Source organism: Maricaulis sp. (assembly GCF_048269565.1).
GTDB lineage: Bacteria > Pseudomonadota > Alphaproteobacteria > Caulobacterales > Maricaulaceae > Maricaulis.
The window spans coordinates 1-22,689 of record NZ_JBLXIK010000006.1 but is presented as its reverse complement, the minus strand read 5'-3'; the positions used below and the strand labels follow the sequence as shown (position 1 = coordinate 22,689).

At 63.2% G+C, this 22,689-nt stretch carries 15 protein-coding genes; 6 read left to right on the top strand and 9 right to left on the bottom strand.

Annotated features, from left to right (window positions below):
* Positions 1-138 precede the first annotated feature (138 nt).
* From ACN0YL_RS11735 to ACN0YL_RS11720, 4 genes are read left to right on the top strand one after another with little or no spacing between them, the layout of a single operon-like run.
* Positions 139-2,016, top strand: coding sequence for an AMP-binding protein (locus ACN0YL_RS11735; protein WP_417498103.1), 1,878 nt, complete (start codon positions 139-141; stop codon positions 2,014-2,016).
* Positions 2,013-2,813: a DUF1295 domain-containing protein gene (locus tag ACN0YL_RS11730; RefSeq protein ID WP_417498102.1), complete on the top strand. Its 801-nt coding sequence runs from the start codon at positions 2,013-2,015 to the stop codon at positions 2,811-2,813. Before ACN0YL_RS11735 ends, ACN0YL_RS11730 begins: the two co-directional genes overlap by 4 nt.
* Positions 2,813-4,291 carry a carotenoid oxygenase family protein gene (locus ACN0YL_RS11725; protein WP_417498101.1) on the top strand — a complete coding sequence of 493 codons (1,479 nt, stop codon included), beginning with the start codon at positions 2,813-2,815 and terminating at the stop codon, positions 4,289-4,291. The genes ACN0YL_RS11730 and ACN0YL_RS11725 overlap by 1 nt, the downstream gene beginning before the upstream one ends.
* A 20-nt stretch (positions 4,292-4,311) precedes the next feature.
* Positions 4,312-4,851, top strand: a complete 540-nt coding sequence (locus tag ACN0YL_RS11720) for a nuclear transport factor 2 family protein (protein ID WP_417490530.1) — start codon at positions 4,312-4,314, stop codon at positions 4,849-4,851.
* Positions 4,852-4,872: 21 nt separating this feature from the next.
* On the opposite strand, the gene gabT is transcribed toward ACN0YL_RS11720, so the two are convergent.
* The 9 genes from gabT to ACN0YL_RS11675 form a co-directional block, all read right to left on the bottom strand.
* A complete protein-coding gene (gene gabT, locus ACN0YL_RS11715; RefSeq protein WP_417490529.1) occupies positions 4,873-6,147 on the bottom strand; it encodes a 4-aminobutyrate--2-oxoglutarate transaminase in 1,275 nt (424 codons plus the stop codon).
* Positions 6,148-6,167: 20 nt separating this feature from the next.
* Entirely contained in the window at positions 6,168-7,625 is a 1,458-nt protein-coding gene (locus ACN0YL_RS11710; protein WP_417498100.1) for an NAD-dependent succinate-semialdehyde dehydrogenase, read from the bottom strand.
* Between the two features lie 88 nt (positions 7,626-7,713).
* Positions 7,714-8,910, bottom strand: coding sequence for an MFS transporter (locus ACN0YL_RS11705; protein ID WP_417498099.1), 1,197 nt, complete (start codon positions 8,908-8,910; stop codon positions 7,714-7,716).
* Complete coding sequence (locus ACN0YL_RS11700; RefSeq protein ID WP_417498098.1) at positions 8,907-11,072, bottom strand: hypothetical protein; 2,166 nt, start codon at positions 11,070-11,072, stop codon at positions 8,907-8,909. The genes ACN0YL_RS11705 and ACN0YL_RS11700 overlap by 4 nt, the downstream gene beginning before the upstream one ends.
* A complete protein-coding gene (locus ACN0YL_RS11695; protein ID WP_417490525.1) occupies positions 11,069-12,637 on the bottom strand; it encodes a sulfotransferase in 1,569 nt (522 codons plus the stop codon). Before ACN0YL_RS11695 ends, ACN0YL_RS11700 begins: the two co-directional genes overlap by 4 nt.
* Before the next feature lie 52 nt (positions 12,638-12,689).
* A complete protein-coding gene (locus ACN0YL_RS11690) occupies positions 12,690-15,074 on the bottom strand; it encodes a TonB-dependent receptor (RefSeq protein WP_417498097.1) in 2,385 nt (794 codons plus the stop codon).
* A gap of 63 nt (positions 15,075-15,137) precedes the next feature.
* Complete coding sequence (locus ACN0YL_RS11685) at positions 15,138-16,058, bottom strand: nitrilase-related carbon-nitrogen hydrolase (protein WP_417498096.1); 921 nt, start codon at positions 16,056-16,058, stop codon at positions 15,138-15,140.
* 168 nt (positions 16,059-16,226) lie between these two features.
* Complete coding sequence (locus ACN0YL_RS11680) at positions 16,227-18,059, bottom strand: PLP-dependent aminotransferase family protein (RefSeq protein WP_417490522.1); 1,833 nt, start codon at positions 18,057-18,059, stop codon at positions 16,227-16,229.
* 165 nt (positions 18,060-18,224) lie between these two features.
* The gene (locus ACN0YL_RS11675) at positions 18,225-18,974 is read right to left on the bottom strand and encodes a metallophosphoesterase family protein (RefSeq protein ID WP_417490521.1); all 750 of its coding nucleotides are present in this window, start codon (positions 18,972-18,974) and stop codon (positions 18,225-18,227) included.
* 232 nt (positions 18,975-19,206) lie between these two features.
* Here ACN0YL_RS11675 and ACN0YL_RS11670 point away from each other — a divergent pair, with 232 nt between their 5' ends.
* Positions 19,207-20,016, top strand: a complete 810-nt coding sequence (locus ACN0YL_RS11670; protein ID WP_417490520.1) for a transglutaminase-like cysteine peptidase — start codon at positions 19,207-19,209, stop codon at positions 20,014-20,016.
* Between the two features lie 318 nt (positions 20,017-20,334).
* Positions 20,335-22,689, top strand: a 2,355-nt coding sequence (locus ACN0YL_RS11665; RefSeq protein WP_417498095.1) for a calcium-binding protein, incomplete at its 3' end; no start/stop codon positions are given.

Here is a 22,689-nt window from a genome sequence, read left to right as displayed (position 1 = left end):
TTTCGCCTCAACACACCGGTCGAATTGACAGCGCCAAAGCCCGGCGTATAGGCTCTGGATCGAATTGCATAACCAGACCTTCCTTCGAAATCTGTGCGCGCCAGACGGGCACTGCACCGGAAACGGATTGATCAAACCATGCCCTCACCGGCCTTTCGAGATGTCGAATTCCCCCCCGTCGATCTGGTGATCGAGACCCGAGACGATGGCAGCATCGTCATGACCCCGCGCGAGGCGCTCCAGATCGAAAACGCTTCCGTGCCGGCGGGCCTGGCCCGTCAGGCCAGCCTTCAGCCTGACAAGACGCACCTCGCGGAACGGCCGACCAATGGCGATGGCTGGCGCTCGGTCAGCTTTGCCGAGGTCAAGGCTGCGGCCGATGCGGTGACGCAATGGCTGATCGATCTCGATCCGGAGCCGGGCCGCCCGGTCATGATCCTGTCGGGCAACTCCATCAATCACGCCATCATGCGTTATGGCGCGATGGGGGCCGGCGTACCGGTCTGCCCGGTCAGCGAAAACTATGCGCTGATGGGCGGTGCCGGCGGCTATGAGCGCCTGCGCCATGTCGTCGATCTGGTCCACCCCGCCGTGATCTTCGCCGAAGATGGCGTCGCTTGCGGCCCGGCGATCAAGGCGGTCGCGCCACAGGGCAGCGTGATCCTCACGGGCGGGCCGTGCGACCTGCCCTCCACCCGGCTGGCCGATGTGCTCGCAACCCCGCCCGGCGCGGCCGTCGCAGCCCGTATCGCGGCGCTCGACCCGGATGCCCCGGCCGCCTACATGCTGACGTCTGGCTCCACTGGCCGGCCCAAGGCCGTCATCCAGACCCAGCGCATGATCACGGCCAATCTCTATCAGGGCTGGCAAGTGCTCGGGCGCGCCGCCGGCTGGGATGATGTCCTGCTGGAATGGTTGCCCTGGAGCCATGTCTCCGGCGCCTTCTCCTCAATGGCGGCGGCAATTTTCGGTGGCACCTATTACATCGACGCCGGCAAGCCGATGCCCGGGCGCTTCGACGAAACCATCCGGAATTTGCGTGAGGTACCGCTCAAATACTTCACCAATGTGCCGGCCGGCTACGCCATGCTCGCCGACGCGCTGGAAGATGATGAAGTGCTGCGGCACACCTTCTTCAAGGATTTGCGCCTGATGCTCTATGGCGGTGCCGGCCTGCCGCAACCCCTGTATGACCGCATCCAGGCGCTCGCCATCAGCGAGACCGGCAGACGGGTCTTTTTCACCACCGGCTATGGCGCGACGGAGACCACATCGGGCTGCATGTCGATCTATTTCATGAGCGAGCAGGTCGGGATCGGCCTGCCGATGCCCGGCCTCTCGGTGAAGATGGTACCGGCCGGCGATCGCTATGAATTGCGCATGAAGGGCCCGATGGTCACGCCCGGCTATCTCGACCAGCCCGAACTCAACGCCACCCTGCGCGATGAGGAAGACTTCTACCGCATCGGCGATACGGCCCGTTTCCACAATCCCGACAATCCCGACGAGGGACTGGCCTTTGCCGGTCGGCTCGCCGAGGAGTTCAAGCTCGATACCGGCACCTGGGTTTCCGGCGGGGCGCTGCGCGCGGAACTCGTCGCGGCCCTGTCGCCCTGCATTGCCGACACCGTGATCTGTGGCGAGAACCGGCCCTATCTTGCCCTGCTCGCCTGGCCGAACCCGAAGGGCCTGGCCGAACTGACCGACACCGATGGGCTGCAGCTCGAAGAGCTGTTGCGGCACCCGGCCGTGACCGAAGCCATCCGCTCGCGCCTGGCCGCCCACAATGCCGCCGCCAGCGGCTCCAGCCAGCGTATCGGCCGCTTCGCCTTTCTCACCGAGCCACCCAATGCCGAGGCCCACGAAGTCTCGGATAAGGGCACCATCAACCAGTCCATCGCGAAACAACGCCGCGCGGCCGATATCGAGGCGCTCTACGCTGCCACGCCCGGCCCCGGCATCATCGACCTGCTGGCCCGACCAGCCGCGCAAAAACCTTCCGGAGACGCCTCATGACCGAAGTGATCACACTCCTCGGCTCCAATCTCGCAATGCTGGTCGGCGTGATGCTGGCGCTCTGGGCGATCAGCATCACGCTCAAGGATGTCAGCTTCATCGATTCCTTCTGGGCATTCGGCTTCATTCTCGTCGCCGGGCTGAGCTTCGTCCTCACCCCCGACGGTGCCGGCGCGCGCAAACTTCTCCTGCTCGGCCTGACCGCGATCTGGGGCCTGCGTCTGGGCGGCTATCTGTTCTGGCGCTGGCGCAAGGAAGGGCCCGACAAGCGCTATGTCGCCCTGCTCAAGCACGCGCCCGGCAACGTCCATTGGCACAGCTTCAAATTCGTTTTCATGATGCAGGCCGTCCTGCTCTGGATCGTCTCGCTGCCGGTGCAACTGGGGCAGATTTCGGCAACACCTGCCGCGCTGGGCCCCGTCGCTTTCCTGGGTGCAGCCCTGGCCCTGACCGGCATTTTCTTCGAAAGCGTCGGCGACTGGCAGATGGCGCGTTTCAAGGGCGATCCGGCGAATGCCGGCAAGGTGATGGACCAGGGCCTGTGGCGCTATACGCGGCACCCGAATTATTTCGGCGATGCCTGCGTCTGGTGGGGCCTCTATCTGATCGCCGCCGAAACCCAGGCCGGCTGGGCCGCCATTATCGGTCCGGTCGTGCTGACCGGCCTGCTGGTCAAGTGGAGCGGTGCGGCCCTGCTCGAACGCCGGATGAAGCGCTCCCGCCCCGAATATGAAGACTATATCGCCCGCACCAGCAGCTTCATTCCCATGCCACCCAAATCCGGAGACCTGTCCTGATGAGCACCGTCAAGATCAACACTGTTCCCCACACGGAACCGGATCCGCGCCACCCCTATATGTCCGGCCCCTGGACGCCGAATTTCGACGAATATGATGCCGACAAGATGGACGTCATCGGCGAAATTCCGACCGATATCGACGGCGTCTATGTCCGCAATACCGAAAACCCGGTGCATGGCTCGATCGGCCTTTATCACCCGTTCGACGGTGACGGCATGATCCATGCGATCTCGTTCCGCGACGGCCAGGCCGCCTATCACAACCGCTTCGTGCGCACCAAGGCCTTCATGGCCGAGGTCGAGGCCGGCAAGGCGCTCTGGGCCGGGATCGCCGAGGATCCAAGACTGTCCACGCGGCCCGGCTGGGGCGCGCATGGCTTTGTAAAGGACAGCTCCTCAACCGATGTCGTTGTCCATGCGGGCAAGATCCTGTCGACCTTTTATCAGTGCGGCGACGGCTATCGGCTCGACCCCTATACGCTCGAGCAATTCGGCACCGAGAGCTGGGTCCCGCTCGACGGGATCTCGGCCCACCCGAAAGTGGATGAGGCGACCGGGGAATTGTTGTTCTTCAACTATTCCACCCACGCCCCCTACATGCATTACGGCGTCGTCGGACCGGACAACAAGCTCAAGCACTATATCCCGATCCCGCTGCCCGGGCCGCGCCTGCCCCATGACATGGCCTTCAGCAAGAATTACTCGATCTTCGCCGACCTGCCCCTGTTCTGGGATCCCGCAGCGCTGGCAAAGGGCCGCCACGCCACCCGTTTCCACCGCGACATGCCGACCCGTTTCGCGATCGTGCCTCGCTATGGCTCGCCGGATCAGATCAAGTGGTTCGAGGCCGATCCAACCTATGTCCTGCACTGGATGAATGCGTGGGAAGAGGGCGATGAAGTCATCCTCGACGGCTACTTCCAGGAACAGCCCGTGCCCGATGCGCTGGAGGTCAACCACCCCGATCCGCGCATGGGGCATCTGATGGCCTTCGTCGACGAGAACTCCTTCAAGCCGAAGCTGCACCGCTGGCGCTTCAACATGAAGACGGGCGCCTGCACCGAGGGGCATCTCGACGACCGAATCCTGGAATTCGGCAGCTTCAACCAGGAGCATGCCGGCACCAAGGCCCGCTATGCCTATTCGACAACCACCAAGCCGGGCTGGTTCCTGTTCACCGGTGCCGTCAAGCATGATTACGAGACCGGTCAGTCGCAGAGCCTCTCCTTCGGCGAAGGCCGTTTCGGCAGCGAAGCGCCGTTTGCACCGCGCGTGGGAGCGGTTGATGAGGATGACGGCTATCTCGTCTCCTTCATCACCGACATGAATGAAGACCGCTCGGAATGCGTGCTGGTCGATTGCAAGAATTTCGAGGCCGGTCCCGTCTGCCGCATCATCCTGCCGCACCGGATCTCCAGCGGCACCCACGCGACCTGGGCCGATGGCCCACGCCTGCGCGCCGCCCAGGCCGCCTGATCAAGAAAGAGACATCACCGATGGAAATCCAGCCCAACACTGTCGAGAGCCTGATCGCTAAACAGGATATCCAGGAAGCCCTCGTGCGCTATGCGCGCGGCGTTGACCGCGCCGATGGCGAACTCCTGAAGTCCGCCTACCACAGCGATGCGATCGAGGAACACGGCAATACCTATTCCGGCCCGGCCCATGCCTATGTCGATGGTGCCGTGGAACGCATGGCCAAGCTCAAGCATCCGATGGGACACTATCTGTGCAATATGCACATCGATCTCGACCTCAAGGCCGGCATCGCCTTCGTCGAGACCTATGTCCTCACCTTCGCCCGCTTCGACAACAAGGCCGGCGAGCCCAATGACACGCTGACGGGCGGCCGCATCGTCGACCGCTTCGAGTGCCGCGACGGCGCCTGGAAGATCGCCCATCGCAAGATCGCCTTCGACTGGAACCGCGATGCGCCGAGCAATGAAACCTGGTGCCTGGGCATGTTCAAACCCGATGCACCGGGCATGAATATGGGCCAGCGCGGTACCGGTGATCTCTCCTACCAGCGATTCTGACCTGACCGCGCTGCCGGTATGCTAGGCGGAGGCCTTCACGGCCTCCTCCAGCACATCCAGCCCTTCATCGAGCGTGTCGAAACCGATCGTCAGCGGCGAGAGGAAGCGGATGACATTGCCGCGCACGCCGCAAGAGAGTAGCAATAGCCCGCGCTGGCGCGCCTCGGCAACGATCCGCGCGGTGCGGGCCGGATCGGGGCGGGCGGCATCGCCATCCTCGACCAGCTCGATCGCCGTCATCGCACCGAGCGTTCGGATATCGCCAATTCCCGTATCAGACTGACGCATCGCCTCGCAGCGTCTCACAATGCGCTGCCCGATCTCGATGGCGCGTTCGCACAGGCCTTCCTCGGCGATGACATCGAGTACCGCCAGACCGGCGGCACAGCCCAGCGGCGAGCCGCCATAGGTGCCACCCAGGCCGCCGGGCGCCGGGGCGTCCATGATCTCCGCCTTGCCGATGACGCCGGAGATCGGGAAGCCGCCAGCCATGGCCTTGGCGATCGTCATCAGATCGGGTTCGATTTCGGCATATTCGGTCGCGAACATGCGGCCGGTACGGGCGAAACCGGTTTGGATCTCGTCGACGATCATCAAGATGCCGTGCTGGTCACAGACCGCGCGCAGTGCCTGCATGAAGGCGGGTGAAGCCGCATAGAAACCGCCCTCGCCCTGGACGGGTTCGATGATGATGGCGGCGACCCGGGCCGGGTCGACATCGGCCTTGAAGAGCTGCTGCAGCGCCTTCAGGGAGTCCGCTTCCTCGATCCCGATATAGGGCGCCGGGAATGGCGCGTGGAAGATCTCACCGGGGAAAGGTCCGAAGCCGAGCTTGTAGGGCGCGACCTTGCCGGTCAGCGCCATGCCCATCATGGTGCGCCCGTGGAAACCGCCGGCAAAGGCGATCACCGCCGGACGGCCAGTCGCGGCGCGGGCGATCTTGACGGCATTCTCGACCGCTTCGGCGCCGGTGCTCAGAAAGATCGTCTTCTTCGGGCTCGGCCCCGGCGCCAGCTTGTTGAGGCGTTCAGCCAGGCGCACATAGCTTTCATAGGGCGTGACCTGGAAGCAGACATGCGAGAAATTATCGAGCTGTTCGGCGACCGCGGCCTTCACCTTCGGGTGGTTGTGGCCGGTATTGGTGACGGCGATGCCGGCGGCGAAATCGATATAGCGCGCGCCCTCAATGTCCCAGATTTCCGCGTTCAGGGCGCGTTTGGCAAAGACGGGGTGCATGACGCCGACACCGCGCGGCGTTGCCGCCTGACGTTCGGCCCAAAGTGTAGAATTGGTCATTGTCTCATCTCCTCCGGCGGTCACGCCGAGAGTCCTCCCATCAACATGTATTTGGTGTCGAGATAATCCTCGAGACCGTGGCGCGAACCTTCGCGGCCAAAGCCCGATTGCTTGACGCCGCCGAACGGCGCCGCGGCCGAGGACATGATGCCCTCATTAATGCCGACCATGCCGTATTCCAGCGCCTCGCCAACCCGCCAGGCGCGACCGAGATCGCGGGTGAAGAGATAGGCGGCAAGACCATAAATCGTGTCATTGGCCAGCGCGATCACCTCGGCCTCGGTCTCGAAGCCGATCAATGGTGCCACCGGCCCGAAAATCTCTTCCTGGGCGACGGCCATATCCGACGTCACGCCCTCGATCACAGTGGGCTGATAGAAGAGCTCACCGGCCGCGTGCTTGGCGCCACCGGTCAGAACCCTGGCTCCAGCCGAGCGCGCCTGGGCCACCAGGCGTTCGGTCTTCGCGAGGCCGGCCTCATTGATCAGCGGACCAACTTCACAACCGGCCATTTCGCCATCGCCGACTTTCAGCGCCGCAACGCGTTCCGCCAGGCGTCTGGCGAATTCCGGCATGATGCCCGCCTGCACGAACATGCGATTGGCGCAGACGCAGGTCTGGCCGGCATTGCGGAATTTCGAGGCCATGGCGCCCTCGACCGCCGCATCGAGATCGGCATCGTCAAACACGATGAAGGGCGCATTGCCGCCCAGCTCCATCGAGGCCTTCTTCACCGTGGCGGCCGATTGCTGCAACAGAAGCCGGCCGACGCCGGTGGAGCCGGTGAAGGTGATCTTGCGCACATCCGGGCTTGAAGTCAGCTCACCACCGACTTCGGCTGCACGGGCCGAAGTGACGATATTGAATACGCCGGCCGGAACGCCAGCCTCCTCGCCCAACTTCGCCGCGAGCAGGGCCGAGAGCGGGGTCTCGGCAGCCGGCTTGGCGACCATGGTGCAACCGGCGGCGAGCGCCGCCGCGGCCTTGCGCATCAGCATCGCGTTCGGGAAGTTCCACGGCGTGATCGCGGCGCAAACACCAACAGGCTGTTTGGTCACCAGGATGCGGTTATTGACCGAGGCGGAAGGGATGATCTCGCCGTAGATGCGCTTCGCCTCTTCGGCAAACCATTCCAGATAGGAGGAGCCGTACAGGATCTCGCCGCGCGCTTCCGCCAATGGCTTGCCGTTCTCGCGCGTCAGCACGAGGGCCAGTTCGTCGGCACGCTCCACCATCAGATCACGCCAGCGCCGCAGGATCGCGCCGCGCTGTCCGGCCGGCAAGGCGGCCCAGCCGGCCTGCGCGGTCTTTGCCGCGGCGATTGCGGCGCGGGTCTCGGTGATTCCACACTCAGCGATCCGGGCGATGACCGCTCCGGTCGCCGGATTGGTGACGTCGAAACAGCGGCCATCCTGTGCATCGCACCAATCACCGCCGATATAGGCCTGGGTCGGACAAGCCGGCAGGGTGGCCAACATGGCATTTCCTCTCTCGAACAACTGGGGCCAGTTTAGATCTTCGCCGCACCGGCCATAGGGCCAGTTTGATCTGGCAGATCGAACCAGATCAATCGTCGGCCAGGGCGCGTTTCCGGTCGAGCATGCGCGCCGGGACGATCATCACCACGGCGCTCGCGGCGAGACCGACCAGGGCCAGATTGATCAGGCCCGGGAAGCCGCCATCGGTGGCCAGCGCCCAGCCGGCAACCATCGGTCCGGAAGCGAGGCCGAGCTTGGAAATGAAACCGCCAAAGGCGGATGCCTGGCCCGCCTTGTCGAACTCGGCCGTCATGCCGAGCAGATAGGCGATGACAAAGCCCCAGGTGATGCCGGTGCCGCAATTGGCGACCATGTAGGCGACCGGATTGCCGCTGAGATGGAAAATGGCGGTGCCGACCAGGGTCAGAGCCATCGCCGCGACGAGCAGACGCAGGCGCCCGAAACGCAGACCGCACACCATCACCAGGAAGGGCCCGGCCAAGGCCACCCAGGTCGCCAGCCCCAGCGCCAGCGAGACATAGCCGCGCTCGAGCCCGTAATCGAGGCCGAGCCGGATGATATAGGCCAGCAGCCCCATATTGGCGGCCTGGAACAGGAAGATCGCGAGCAGCGTCAGAAGCATGGGCGTCCACTGGATCTTGCCATCGGCCTTGGTATCCTTGGCCTTGGCCGGATAGGCAGAGAGGAAGGGCAGCATCACCAGGGTCACGGCGCTGAACAGCGCCAGGGCAATAAACAGCGCCTGGGTGCCGTAGAGCGGTGCCAGAGGCGGCAAGACCATCACGGCCAGACCGCCGAGCCCGAATTGCACGAAGAGTAGCATGCCGAAAGTGCGGTCCGGATTGGCTGTGCGGGCGATGACGGCAAAACCGGTGCCGGTCAGCACGCCGCCGAACACGCCATGGATCAGGCGCACCGGGAACATGACGTCATAGCTGGCGATGGCGATCGAACCGAGATCGATGGCGATCAACACGACCAGGCAGACCAGCGCCAGCGCCTTCCAGGGCAGACGCTTGACAAGAAAGACAGAGAGCAGGGCGCCAGCGGCGGCGCCATAAATGTTGACCGAGCCAATCTGCCCGGCCTGCGCCTCGGTAAGGCCGATACCACTGACCAGCCCGTCGACAATCGCCGCCATGATGTTGACGTAGAACAGCCCGGCCGTGGCCAGGAAAGCCAGCAGAATGGCAGCGACCAATCCGTTGGGCGGCGCCTTGGGCAGGCCGCGCGGCGGGGTGTCGGCTTGGATGGCTTCACTCATGGCACGGCCTCGCAAAAGGGTTGGATGATATTCGATTGGGCAACGGCCCGGCGCCAGGCGAACTCGCGTCCGTCACTGACGTAGAAATAGACCTGGCCATTGGGGATCAGCGCGACGGACAGTCCGCCATAGCCGGACATGGACGGGATCCAGACATCATGGTCGCAGCCCAGATAATCGCCGGCATTATAGGCCCAGAAGCCGGCCCGGTAGCGCAGGCTGTCATCGATGGCCGGGAGGCCGCGATCATCGGGGTTTTGCTGCAGGGCAGCTGCAAGCAGATCTGTGTCGAGCCAGGCTTCGCCATCGATCACGCCGCCGGCCTGCAGGAAAAGCGCAATGCGGGCCAGATCATCGGCCTGCAAGGTCAGGCCCCAGCCCGTGAAGGGCTGGGCTTCGGCGTCGCGGGTGCGGCGGGTTTGCATGGCCAGTGGCGACAGGCCCAGCTGCTGCCAGATGGGAACCAGAAGCGCATCGTAGAAATCGGCATCGGCCTGCCCGCTCTGCTGGCGCAGATAGGCCTGCATCGCGACGCCGAGCAGATAGGTATCGGTGGTGTGGTAGACCCAGGTGGTGCCGGGCTCGGCCCGGCGCGGATGCATGGCACAGGCGCGCTCGACCTTTTCGGCGTGGGTTTCAACGGTGAGGAAATCCCAGGTCTCAGCCGAGGCCTCGTCTATATCGTAGACGTCCGAGGTGAAATTCCCCGACACCATGTCGAGCGCCTGTTCGAAACTGACATCACCCCAGCGCTCCGCCGCGCATTGCGGCACATAATCGGCGATGATCGCCTGGCGCGCCCCCGGATAGAGCTGCTCCAGCCGCATCAGCCCGATCCCGGCGACCATGGACTTGGCGAGCGAATAGGATGGCAGCGGCATCACATCGCAATAGGGATCCGGTCCTTGCCGCGTCTGGCACGGGCCGGCGTAAAGCCTCCCATCGGCCACGAAGCCAAAGGCGGTCATATTCGCCGGTGTCACTTCGAGCAGCGAGCCGATCTCGGCAATGTCGATCTGCGGATAGGCCCGCGCCAGATCGGACATCGAGCTGCGCGGCAGGCGCGCCGCGCGCTCGGCGTGCCAGGCCTGGCGCACCGGTTCTCCAACAGCCGCATCGCCGGCCGAGAATGACACAGGCAGACGCGCCAGCAAATCAAACTGGAAGTAGGCACAGGTCTCGGCGCCCATCTGCAACACGGCTTGCGAGACCGTGCCGTCCTCGCGCCAGAGGAAACTCATCAAGCCGTTCTGGACGCAATTGGCATTGCGTTCCTGCAGCGCCACCGGCAGGGCGGCGCGCATCCAGCCCTCGCCGTCGCCGCCATCCCAGATGCGGCCCGGCTGGAAGATCCATTCCCAGTCGGGATGATCGGCGCGTTGCGGGCCGCGCTGGACCGGAATCAAATCGCGGCCATCGCTGACCAGATCGATCGCAAAGGCCGGCACTTCATCGACCCGCGGCGCGCGCGGGGCGGCATCGAACTCATCGCGCAGCAAGGTGAAATGATCGGCGCGGTGAGGCGCCGCCAGGATCAGGCGTCCGTTCAGACCGGCCGCCGGCGCCGCGTCGCCCGGCCCCGGAGCGAACACCGATGTCGTCCACGGTCCTGCCAGCGGCTCCGTTCCCAGCAGGGCGGCCGCCGGCAAATCGTCCGGAAGTGCCGCGAGCGGCACGCTTGCCGTGACGCTGATATTGTCAGCCCAGCAAGTATCATTGCCGGCATTTCCGGCGGCGCGCAGGCGCAGCAGCATGGCGCGATCGGTATCGGAGGCCGGAACAACGCCGGCGATCGGGGTCAGACTCACGGCATCATCCTGTCCATCCACGACCCGGCCGATCTCGGCCCAGGTCTGGCCGTCGAAACTGGTTTCCAGGCGGCATGAATCCTCCCCCTCCAGGCCCTCGGCGGCGAAATCGGCGGCGACCCGGAGTTCAAGCCCGGCCCCGATCGAAACCGCCGTCGCCACCCAGGCATCGCGCTGCAGACGCAGCGAGAAGTTGCCGGCATATTCAGTGACCCGGATATCGCCGCGCCCGGCGTCACCGCGCCAGCCCTCAGCATCGCCGTCCTGGAAATCATCGGCGAACAGGGTCTGGGCCATCACCGGCGCTGCCGGCCCGGCCAGCAGCCCCAGCGCCAGGAGCGCGGTGCGGATCATGGTGTCACTCCGAGCATGGCGGCCAACGGCGCCAGTTCGCGCTCATAGCGCCGCCAGCGGCCGACCGCGCCAGAATAAAGCGGCTGGCGCACCTGGGCAGCGCTCGCTGTTGCCGTCGGGCTCGCATTGGTGTGGAAATCGAGACAGGCCGGGTCAAAATCGACCCCAACATGCTCGAGCAAGCGCCGCGTCTGGCCTTCCTGGTCGGCGATGATGTCCTCGTAGCGCACATCCAGTATCCGTCCCGGCAACACGGTGCGCCAATGGTCCATCAAACGATCCTTGGCGCGCATGTATTGCGCCAGGTCGGAGAAATCATAGGAGAAGGGATAGCCCATCCGGAACAGCGCCTTGTACATGCCAAGCGCATTGTCCATCGGATCGCGGACAAGATGGATGATGCGGGCCTTGGGCAAGGCCGCAGCGATCAGGCCGATATAGAGGAAATTGGCCGGCGTCTTGTCGATGAACCAGGGCTGGCTCTGGCGCCGCTGCGCCGTGCGATCAAGATAGGTGTCGCCGAGCGCACGCATATCCAGTCCGGCCGAGCGCGAGACCATGTCCTGCTTGCTGGTCGCGTCGCGGCACAGGGCTGTCAGGGCCAGCGGCCAGTCATTGAGCTCGCCCAGACTCTCGATATCGCCATGGGCGCTGAGAATGCGATCAACCAGGGTGGTGCCACTGCGCGGCAGGCCCAGCACGAAGACCGGCCCCTCATCATTGCAACCGGCCCGATCCTGCTCGAAGAAGGCAGCATCGAACACGGATTCGATCCGCGCCATGGTCTCGACATCGCCCTCGACGCGGTAGGCCATCATCGCCCGCCGCGCTTCAGCCCCGCGCTCGAGCGCCTCGAAACTCTCGCGATATTGCCCCAGGTTTTCCAGCTCCAGCGCCAGGGCGTATTGCAGCTGGACCTCGCCCATCCGCGTCCGCTTCGGCGCCGCCAGCATGCGCTTGATCTCGGCGACATGATTGTCGCCGACGGTCTGTTTGCGCAGGGTCGCGCGATTGTAATACGCGTCGTAGTCATGCGGTGTCTGCGCGATCAGGCGGTCGAATTCGCGCTCAGATTCGGCCAGCTTGCCGGTTGCGATCAGCGCGGAGGCGAAATTATAGCGGATCGCCGGTTGGTCGGGCGCAACACTGATGGCCCGCCTGGCACAGTGTTCGGCGGCTTCAAAGGCACCGCATTGGGTATAGGATTCACTGAGCCGGCTGAGCCAGGCGGCATCCTCACCGGCCTCGGCTTCCATCGCCTGCAGGGCAAGGATGGCATCGCGGATCTGACCGAGATGGACCTGCGCCTCGACATCGAGCAGACGCACGAGCGGACTTGCCGGCGCCAGCTCAAGCGCCCGGGCCAGACGCTCCCGCATCGCGGCATGATCACCGGACATCTGCTCGAACCGTGCCGCCGCAATCCAGGCGTCGACAAAACCAGGCTCGTCACGCAGCAGGGCCGCGATCAGGGGCCTGACCTGCCCGAGCTGGCGGCCGCGCATCGCCCGGTCGATTTCAGCCAGTCGGGTCTTGGGGTCGGGACGGGAGATGACAGTTTCCATGACAGCGGGACGGGGCGGCCGACTCGGACAGCCGCCCCGTCATCCTATCCGATCAGAAGTTATAGCGCAGCGTCGCGCCAATCGTTCTCGGCAGGGAGATCATCTGTTTGCTGCCATTGCCGTAATAACCGTCGGCCGGCGATGTCCCCATATAGGCTTCGGTAAAGACGCCGGTGACGCCTTCCTCATTGGTGAGATTCTTCACCCAGAAGGACAGGTCAACAGCATCACGCGAGAATGTCGTCGTCAGGTTCCAGATCGCGAACCCGTCGAGCGGCACATTGAAGGTCGGCGAGGTCGTGACCGCATTGGTGGTCTCCGACTGATAATAGCCGTCCAGGCGCGTGAAGGACGACCAGTCGGCAAACTGCGTCGTGTAGTCGACCGACCAGTTGAGCTGGTGCTCTGGCGTCCCCGGCAGCATCGCACCATCGAGGGCGATCGGTGTGGCCGGCGCCGGACGGTCCGGAGCGTAGAAGTCGGCCCCGAGTTCGGCATTGATATAGGCGTAGCCAAGCGAGTAGTGCCAGTCATTGCCGATGAAGCCATCAATCGAGGCCTCCAGCCCCATCGAGCGGGCTTCGCTGCCATTCTGCACCGCGAAGAAGCCCCAATTGGTCGACGCCGTGTTGAATTGCGGATCGGTCCAGTCAACGTAGAAGACGCTGACATCATAGCGGAAGTCACCGCGATCACCCTTGAACCCGATCTCGTAGTTCACGACCGAGTCAGACGTGTAGAGCTGCCAGCGCGGGTCCTCTGCATAGGTGCCGGAGAGCGGAACCGCATTCGATCCGCCGCGGCGATAGCCCTCGGAAATCGTGGCGTAGAGCATATCTTCATCGCTGAAGCGCCAGGCCATGTTGAACTTGAACAACACGTCATCCTCGGAGGAGGAGAAATCGGCATTCACGTCCGGGAAGAGACCTGCCCAGAGAGGCAGGGCCATGAAGGTGTCATTGTCGGATTCATTGTCGAAATAGCGGGCACCGAATGTCAGGTCGAGGGTTTCGCTGGCGTGCCAAGTCAACTCACCGAACAGTGCCGTTTCGGTGAAATTCTCGGTCCGGCGGTAGGCCCAGTCCTGATCACCGGAGACAGCGCCGGCCGCGAAGGGCAGCAGCGTATCCCACCACTGCTTGAAGCCACGCAGATAGCTGGCCTGCGTCGATTCAATCTGTTGCTGCCGATAGAAGGCGCCGACGACATAGTCGAAATTGCCTCCATTATCCGTCACAAGCCGCACTTCCTGGACCACAGCCTCATCAGCATAGGTCCGCACGGCCGAAGCCATCGGGCGCGGGTAGTTGTAATAAAAACCAAGCCAGCCGGCCTGTGCATAGAAACCGGTGTTCTCGCTGGTGCTGTCGCCATTGTGGTCATAGTGCGAGGTCGATGACGTCAGGGTCGCAAAGCCGAGATCCATCTCCATCTCGAGCGAGCTCATATTGATGTCGCGCGAGGACGGCTCGAGCTGGATCGAACCATTCTCGTAATCGCCATAGGTATTGCCGTAACCGTCCTGGCCAACGGTCTGCTGGCGGCGCCCGCCAACATCATCAGACTGACGCGCATGCACCAGGCGCAGCGAGAAGGTGTCGGTCGGCTCCCAAAGGAAAGTGGCACGGCCCATCCAGGTTTCGACAGTGTCGGCATCTTCGACCGAGGTGTAGGACGCGGCCGGGTCGAGAATGCCATTGGGCGCGACTGGCGCGCCATTGCCGTCGAGTTGATAGACATTCACATAGTCGGTGATGCCCGGATAATCGCCGAAGCTTCCGACCAGGCGCAGTGCCGCGCGGTCACCAAGCGGCAGGTTCAGAACGCCATCGACACCATAGCCCCAGCCTTCGGAGCCCTCGACATGCGAGGTCGAACCGCTGATATAGCCGTTCACTTCACCGAAATCTGGATCACGCGTGATGTAGCGGATGGTGCCCCCGAGGGAGCCCGAACCATAGAGCGTGCCCTGTGGCCCGCGCAGAACCTCGACCCGGTCGAGATCGCGCAGGGTAAAGCCGGCAAAGACCGGCGTGTCATTGATATAGGTCGAGACCGACGCCACCGACGAGACCGCATAGTCGCCGAGACCATTACCGTCGACGGCGAGGCCGCGGATGCGGGCGGCATTCAGCGTGCCCGAGTTGCGCGCGCCGCGATCAACCACGGCAATGCCCGGGATGGAACGCAAAAGCTCTGCTTCGTCGACGATATTGCCGCGCTCGATATCGGCCCCGCCCACGGCTGAGATGTTGTAGGGAACATCGGAGACGGTCTCTTCACGCCGCGTCGCAGTCACCGTGATCGTCTCGCGGCGGCTGTCGGCCTGCTCATCCTGGGCATAGGCCGGCGCGAAGCCCAGCGTCGCCAGCGCCGTGCCGCCGAGCAGCACGGCCATCATGGACGCGCGTGAAATTCTGTTGGCTGTATTGGTCATGATATCACCCTGTACTGTCCGCAGATGCGGAGTCCTGTCGCGATCCGGTCCAGGCCGGTCCCCTCACTCGATAATCGAGAGCCGTGGTTTTGATGTCCGGCCCTCCCCCTCATTGGCTGCCCCCGTTGCTCCACCCTGTCGTTGCGGCATGGCGAGCGGGCCCAAATGCTTCATGCTGGCTTGACGTGCGGCCGGGTCCGCATGCAGCGGGTACCGGACCGGTGCGTCGCGATAGCTCTTCAGAATCTGACCGAGCCCGTTCCAGCCACGATCGCGGCAGCGCCGCACGTGTTCCAGATCGAGTTCAAAGGCCATCACCTCACGGCCAGCGCCGGCTTCGTGCAGCAGTTCGCCGCCCGGCCCATAGACGATGGAGCGCCCATTGCCCTGCGCGCCCGCAACATTGATGTCGACGAAATAGCACTGGTTGATCGCCGCATTGGCGCGAGCGATTGATAGCTCGACATCGCGATCAACCGTATTGGTCATGGTCGGAAGAATGATGACCTCGGCACCTTTGGCGCACAGGGTCCGGATGGCCTCCGGGAACCACATGTCGAAACAGATCGCCACACCGATGGTGCCGATGCCGGGAATGTCGAAAACCGGATAGTCGACGCCCGAGGCCACACCCTGTTCATAGGGCAGGAATGGAAAGAGCTTGTCGAAGCGCCCGACAATTTCGCCGTCGGGGTTGATGACCGGCGTTGTATTGAACACGACGTCATCCCGGCGCTCATAGAGCGAGCCCGGGATGATCCACAATCCGGTTTCCCGCGCCAACGCCTGCAGACGCTGCTCGGTCTCCCCGCCAGCGGGCTCGGCCCGGGCGAGGCTGGCGCCATGAATGACCAGTTCTCCGAGAGCCACCATGACGACCCACGGAAAACGCTTGGCGACCGAACGGATTTCCTGCTCGACCAGGTCGAGATTTCCTTCGGTGGCTGCATCCACCTGGATGGCGGCAATGGAAAGTACTGACATCAAATCATCCCCGATGCTGCAGCGGACCGGGTGCTGGAGGCATGATCCGTCTGCGTCCTAATGACCATAGCAGGGGGATGAACCTGCCTTAGAGCCAGATTCCGGCAATCTATGGGGCCAGTTTGCCCGAGCAGGACTGGTCTTTGGACCCGTTTAGAAATTCAGGAATCACGCGGGGTTGCTCAGCACGGCGCTGTCGACAACGCGACCCTCATCATCCAGCCAGGACAAGCGATCACCGGCGATGCGGATATGAAAGCCCAGCGCTTCGCCAAAGGCCCAGTTGCGCCATTGGCGGTACCATTTGTCATTTTCGATCCACCAGCGGCCGCTATCCTGGTCTTCGCCGCCATAGCCGGCGCGGCCCGACATGCTGCCATCCGCATTGAGCTCAATCGTGCACGGTTCACCATAGACCGTATTGTACAGCAGGGTCGCCTCGGACATTTGCGCCCGCAATTCCGGCTCCGACAACCAGTCCGACCTGACCGGTGACGGCTGGGCGTGTCCGGCCTGGTCAAGCTCGCGCATCACTTCGGACAAAGCCTTGATCCCCGGCCTGATCTCGCTGACAGGCAAGCCGGTGACGCCGAGCCGGAACATGTTTTTGGGCCGATCCGGCAAGGCAAACCAGGCCTCGGCCGGCTCGATCAGGATGCCGCGGGCCTCTGCCGCCTGCACGAGGGTACTGGCGTCGAGGTTTTCCGGGCCCCGCACCCAGTAGGTCGTGCCCCCCTCTACGGGCGCGATGGCGATGGAGGACGGGCGATAGTGGTTGAGTGCATCGCGCAGGGCGATCAGACGCTCCTCGCTGACCTGCCGCAGACGCCGCAGCATGGCATCATAATGCCCGAGCGACAGGAAGAAGGCGGCAGCACGCTGGTTGTTGGGGGATGGGCGCCGAGTCGTCAGATCGCGCAGCCGCCGTGCCTCATTGATCACCGCCGCCGGTGCGACCATGAAACCGAGGCGCACGCCCGGTGCCAGGACCTTGGACAGGCTGGCCACATAAATCACGCGGCCGTGCTCATCGAGGCTGCGCAGCGCCGGCACCGCATCGCCGAGATAGTTCATCTCGCACTCGAAATCATCCTCAAGGATGAGGAAGTCCTGCTTGGCCGCCTCGGCCAGCAGCGCTTCGCGCCGCTGCATCGACATGGTCACCCCGGTCGGACGCTGGCGGCTGGGGGAGACATAGACGATGTCATTGCCCCGCAGGCGCTCATCGACCACCAGCCCCTCATCATCGACCGGCTGGTGGTGCAGGCGGGCACCATACATGCCGAACAGCTCGCGCAGGTCCGGCAGGCCAGGCTCCTCAAGGGCAATGCGGGCCTCGGAGTTGGCGAATAGCTGCGCGACCAGAAAAAAGGCCTGCTGCTCGCCAACCGTAATCAGCAATTCATCCGAGCGGGCGCGGATGCCGCGCCGCGGCAATAATTTGGTGCGGATTTCCTCGATCAGGGCCGGATCGTCGACCTCGCCATTGTCGATCGACCAGTCCTCGACCTCGTTGACCGCCAGCGCCAACCGGCTGGATTCACGCCACTCGGCGATCGGGAACAAGGTCTTGTCATAGCGCCCCTCGATGAAGGGGAAGCGGTATTTCTGCCAGTCCGGAGGGCATTTGTAGCCGAGCGTCGGCGGACGCACCCCGCGCAGGAATCGCGTCGCTTCGGCGCCGTCATCAACGCCTTCCCGGCCGGCGATCAGCGACATCCGCCGATCCGGGGCTGTCGCCTCGGCGACATAGATGCCCGAGCGCTGGCGCGCTTCGAGATGGCCTTCCGCGATCAATTGCTGATAGGCGAGAAAGACCGTGTTCCGCGACACACCGAGAACGGTCGCCAGCTTGCGTGAAGATGGCAGTTTTCGCCCGGCCGGAAACAGGTCAGCCGCGATCGCCTCCATCACCCGCCGCCGGATCTGTTCCTGCAGCGACAGGCTCAGGCCCGGATCAACCCGGAACAGCGGAGCATAGGATATCGCCGAGCTAGTCATATCTCACCACGAAGCGGGATGTGCAGGATAGATCACCGCAGAACCCTGACAGAGCCGATCCGGAAAGGACAGGCCCGGACACGCCGTTTAACGCGCACGCGCTATCCGCTCAAGCGCGGCACGTTCGCCGCAACCGGGCACAAGGCAAGGCGCTCGCCCGGCTTTTCAGGTAGACAGAAATCTGACGCCAGCGCTGTCGATCCGTGCTGCAGTGAGGCGACCGGAAGCGTAGGCGCCGGTATCGGTGCCCACACGCCGGCGGTTCGCGACAGGCTCCGGTTCCGGCGTATGGCCATGTACGATGACGTGACTGAGCCGACGCTCGTCCTGCAGAAACTCGTCCCGAATCCACAGATACTCGGCCTCGCCCTGCGCTTTCACCGGCCGATTGGGGTCTATACCTGCATGGACAAAGAAGTAGTCCCCACGTTCTTCAAACAAGACCAACCCGTTCAAGAACTGCAGATGTGCCGCCGGTAGTACATTGTTGAGCTGGCTGCGAACGCCCTCCCAGGCCGCGGGATCACCAGCAACACCCCGGGGCGGACGCACTTCGTAGGAAACCAGCGTATCAGCGCCTCCGAACCGGCTCCAGGCAGGGCCATGTTCTGCGTCCTCCATGAAGGCCAGAAGCGTGGCTTCGTGATTTCCCTTCAGGAAAACCGGTCGGCGTGCCGCAATCCTCGGATCGGACAGGAGCACATCGATGACACCGGCCGAGTCAGGCCCACGATCAATATAGTCCCCGAGAAAGATCAGATCGGATGCCGCATGCGGGTCATCGGCCGCGATCTTCTCCAACAGCGCCAACAACAAATCCCGGCGTCCGTGGATGTCGCCGATAGCATAGACCACCCCCGCTATGGATGCGGGCGCGCGGCCGCGGAAAATCTGTCTGAGGCTTGAAATAATCACGCTGAGGCTCCGAGGCTGCCCTCACTAGCTAGGCGACCGGCAGGGAAATAGCCAGCAACACTCCCGGTCCCCGATCGTAAACAAGTTCTTTCCGGGTCGCCACGAATTTGACTTAAAATAAAGTGGAGGGGATTACCAGTAAATAACACTAATCACGATTAACCATGTAATTTAGTTATATAGAAATTGCGCAGAATTAGAACAACTCCAAATTCAAATTGGAGTGGTTCTGGTGATTGTTTACTTTGTATTTGAACGAATGCGCCGCGTGGTCCTCGGACTGGCGGTCTGCGCCATCGCAGGCCTGGGCACCGCCTGCACCACGACCGGATCGACCAATGCAGGCCCGATGATGCTTGCAGGGCTGGTCACACCCCCCGAGGGCGCACTGATGTTGTGCCAAGAAACCCCCGAGGCCTGCGGCAGCGCCAGCATTGATGCCGCAACCGCCGACGCGACCGGCTTGCAGGCACCAACGGGCGGACGCGAACCCGGGCCGGCCTCACATGGAAAAAGATTGCCGGCACCTGGCGCACAGGCAGAACGGGCCGCTGGTCTCGCTCCTGAAGCTGTGCCCGCTGCACACACGGAAACCTCAGATCCTCAAGCACAGACTCAGCGTCTGGCTGCGAACCCCGAGACCATGGCCCTGCTCGAAACAGTGAACCGTCAGGTCAACCGCGCACTGCGTTGGCGCTCTGACCAGGAGCTCTACGGCATGGCCGAGCGCTGGGCGATGCCGCTCAGCGCCGCCACCGGGACCACTGGCCAGGCCTACGGGGATTGCGAAGACTACGCGCTCGAGAAGCGTGCCGCGCTGATCCGCGCCGGCTTGCCGGCCGAAGCGCTGGCGATTGCCACGGCTTACTCCGAGGCAACCGGGCACCATGCTGTCCTCATCGTCCGGCTTGAGGACACGGATCTGGTCCTGGACAACGAGACGCCCTGGATACTCCCCTGGTCGGAGGCGCCCTACACCTGGCGCGCGGTTCAATCCGGGCCAAGCCTCTTGCAGTGGCGCTCACTGGCACTGGCGCACTGAACGCGCACCGCCCGGCACCCGCCCCCTCCCGCGGGGGGATGGGCCATATACGTAAAACTTTCATTCAGCACGTCGAGGCGCGGCCTGACCATCCTGCAGCCGACTGAGCCCCACCCAGAAAACCAACAAGATACATAAGGTTGCACTCACGGGGGCGCCATAGCGATAGCCCGGACTCGACAGGACAGCGCCAGACGACCGCAACGCGAAACCGTTAATAAATTATTGACTCCTCACACTACCTGAGGTTCGCTCGAGAACAGGGTCGCGGGCGGACCGCCTGACGGCCGGCTCATTCGGTTTTCAGGGGGAAGCGTAATGTCGTTTACTACCGCTCAGGATTTCATCGACGCTTGGACAGAGCTCGATGCCGCTTATGTAACGTTCCCATCGCTTTCGAGCGTCGGGGGTAATTATCAGGACAACACACCGGTCGCCACGGCGGGAGAGTTCGTCAATGTCCTCTCCGAGTTCCCGGACTATTTCGCGACATTGCAGAGCGGTGCGACCACGATGGGCCAGCTCGCCCTGGCCGTGAACAAGCTCTTTGTCGAACTGGCCAATGCCTATGTCGAGTATCTCGATGCCGGCAATCCGCCTATCCTCGACATCGCCAAGGATCGCGGAGGCGCCCCCGCGCCGGGCCAGACCTTCCACGACAATATCCTCGGCAATCTCGGAGACAGCCCGATCGCATCGCGCTTCGGCAGCGTCGACCCGGCCGACAATGTCGACGTCACCGGTGACGGGATTGGCGATCTGGTTGCCGAGCCGCGCAGCACGCTCGGCCAGACCTATGGCGACCGCCCCTATTATGACGGCGCCTCGGGCCACAAGGCGGCACACATTGCGGCGGTGGTCTGGGACATCGAGCACGGCATAAACATCAATGGTGGTCAGCTCGAGGATTACCGGCAGGGTTTTGAATCCGGCTCTGATGGCTGGTTCGATGGCAGCAATGGCTGGGCTGGCAGCGTCAGCGTCGTTGCATCGGGGACCAATGGCATCCAGTCAGCCGATGGCTCCCAGCACGCCATCTTCCAGCAAGACGGCAGTGGCGCCCCCTTTGCGCGACTGGGGGCCTACCGGTCCGATTTCGGCGATGGCTATTCGACCCAGATCAAGATCTATCTGGACACCGGTATGGCGACAGGTGAAGGCTTCGACTTCTCCGTCGCCGCCAACGACCAATCCGGCAATCATCTCCAAGACTTCATTTTCCACGTCGCGATGGACACCTCGACCGGGCAGATGCTGGTTGGGGCGGACAATAATTCCAATTTCGATCCACGTGAGGATCTCGATACCCTGCCTAATCATGGCACGGTGACCGAGAGCGGCTGGTATACGTTCGAACACACTTTCTTCGATGCCGGCGATGGTACGCTTGCCGTTGCGATGACGGTCTATGATGAAGCCGGTGATGCGATTTTCACGGAAGTGCGCAACACCGAGAGCAATATCATTGACTCCAACGTTGGCGGAAACCGCTACGCCTGGTTCACCAATATTGATGTGACCGGCGGCATCGCGGTCGACTCGCAATCGCTCTCTGTGACGACCGAAACCGTGACGGTTTCATCCGACCACACACTTGGAGCGGAAACGTTGAACCTCACCCTCAGCGATGCCGCCTCGAATACCGAGGATTTCGAGGATTTCGACCTTGGCGCGATCACCGATGGCGAGAATGACTGGGCCGTCGCAGGTGCGACTGACCAGGAAATCATCCTGGATGGCAGCGATCAGGCCCTGCGCATTTCCAGTGATCCCTCCCAGGGCCATTTTGGCGGACCCTATGCGCCGCAACTGGCTGTATCTGCCGGGGAGTCTTCGACCACGGCAGGCGCCGACAGCATGCAGATGACCTTCAAGGTCAAAGCCTTTGCACCCGGCGACAACTCTCGGCTTGAGCTGGACTTCGGCAATGCCGCCGGCACCGACCGCGTGAACTTCATGGTCCTCGAGAATACTGCCGGCGGACTGCGGATCGCGACCTCGGAACCGATGGCTGACGGCGTGAACTGGGAAACCGGCGATGTCGACAACGACTTCACCGCCTTTACCGGGAACCGGACCATTGTCGAAGGGCTGGACAACACGAGGGAATACGAAATCTCGCTCATCCTCCGCTTCGTGGATGGTTCCGACAATGATGTCATCGACATCTATGTCGATGGCGAATGGGTTGGCTCGACCACGACATTCGAGAATTACACCGAATTCCACCTGGGTCAGGACCATGATACGGCCCAGGAAGCCAATCAGGCAGCCACCGTCTTCTTCCGCGGCAGTGCATCAGGCGCCCCAAATGACGGGGCCGGCGGCGAAAATCAGGGGTTTGTCATCGATGACATCAGCTACTCGACCTTCAATACCGGCGACGGCGCCAACGGAACGGGGAACGCCCTCGACAACACGATCCGTGGCAATAGCGCGAACAACGTCCTGGATGGCGCTGCCGGCGACGACATCCTGGTTGCCGGGATCGGCAATGACACCCTGATCGGTGGAGCGGGTGCGGACACCCTGTACGGCGATATCGGCGTAGACACGGCAGACTATTCAGCCTCGGATGCCGGGATTGATGTGCGTCTGTGGCGCGGCGGCGACAACTCTGGCGGCCATGCCGAAGGCGACAGGCTGCGCGACATCGAGAACCTGACCGGTTCT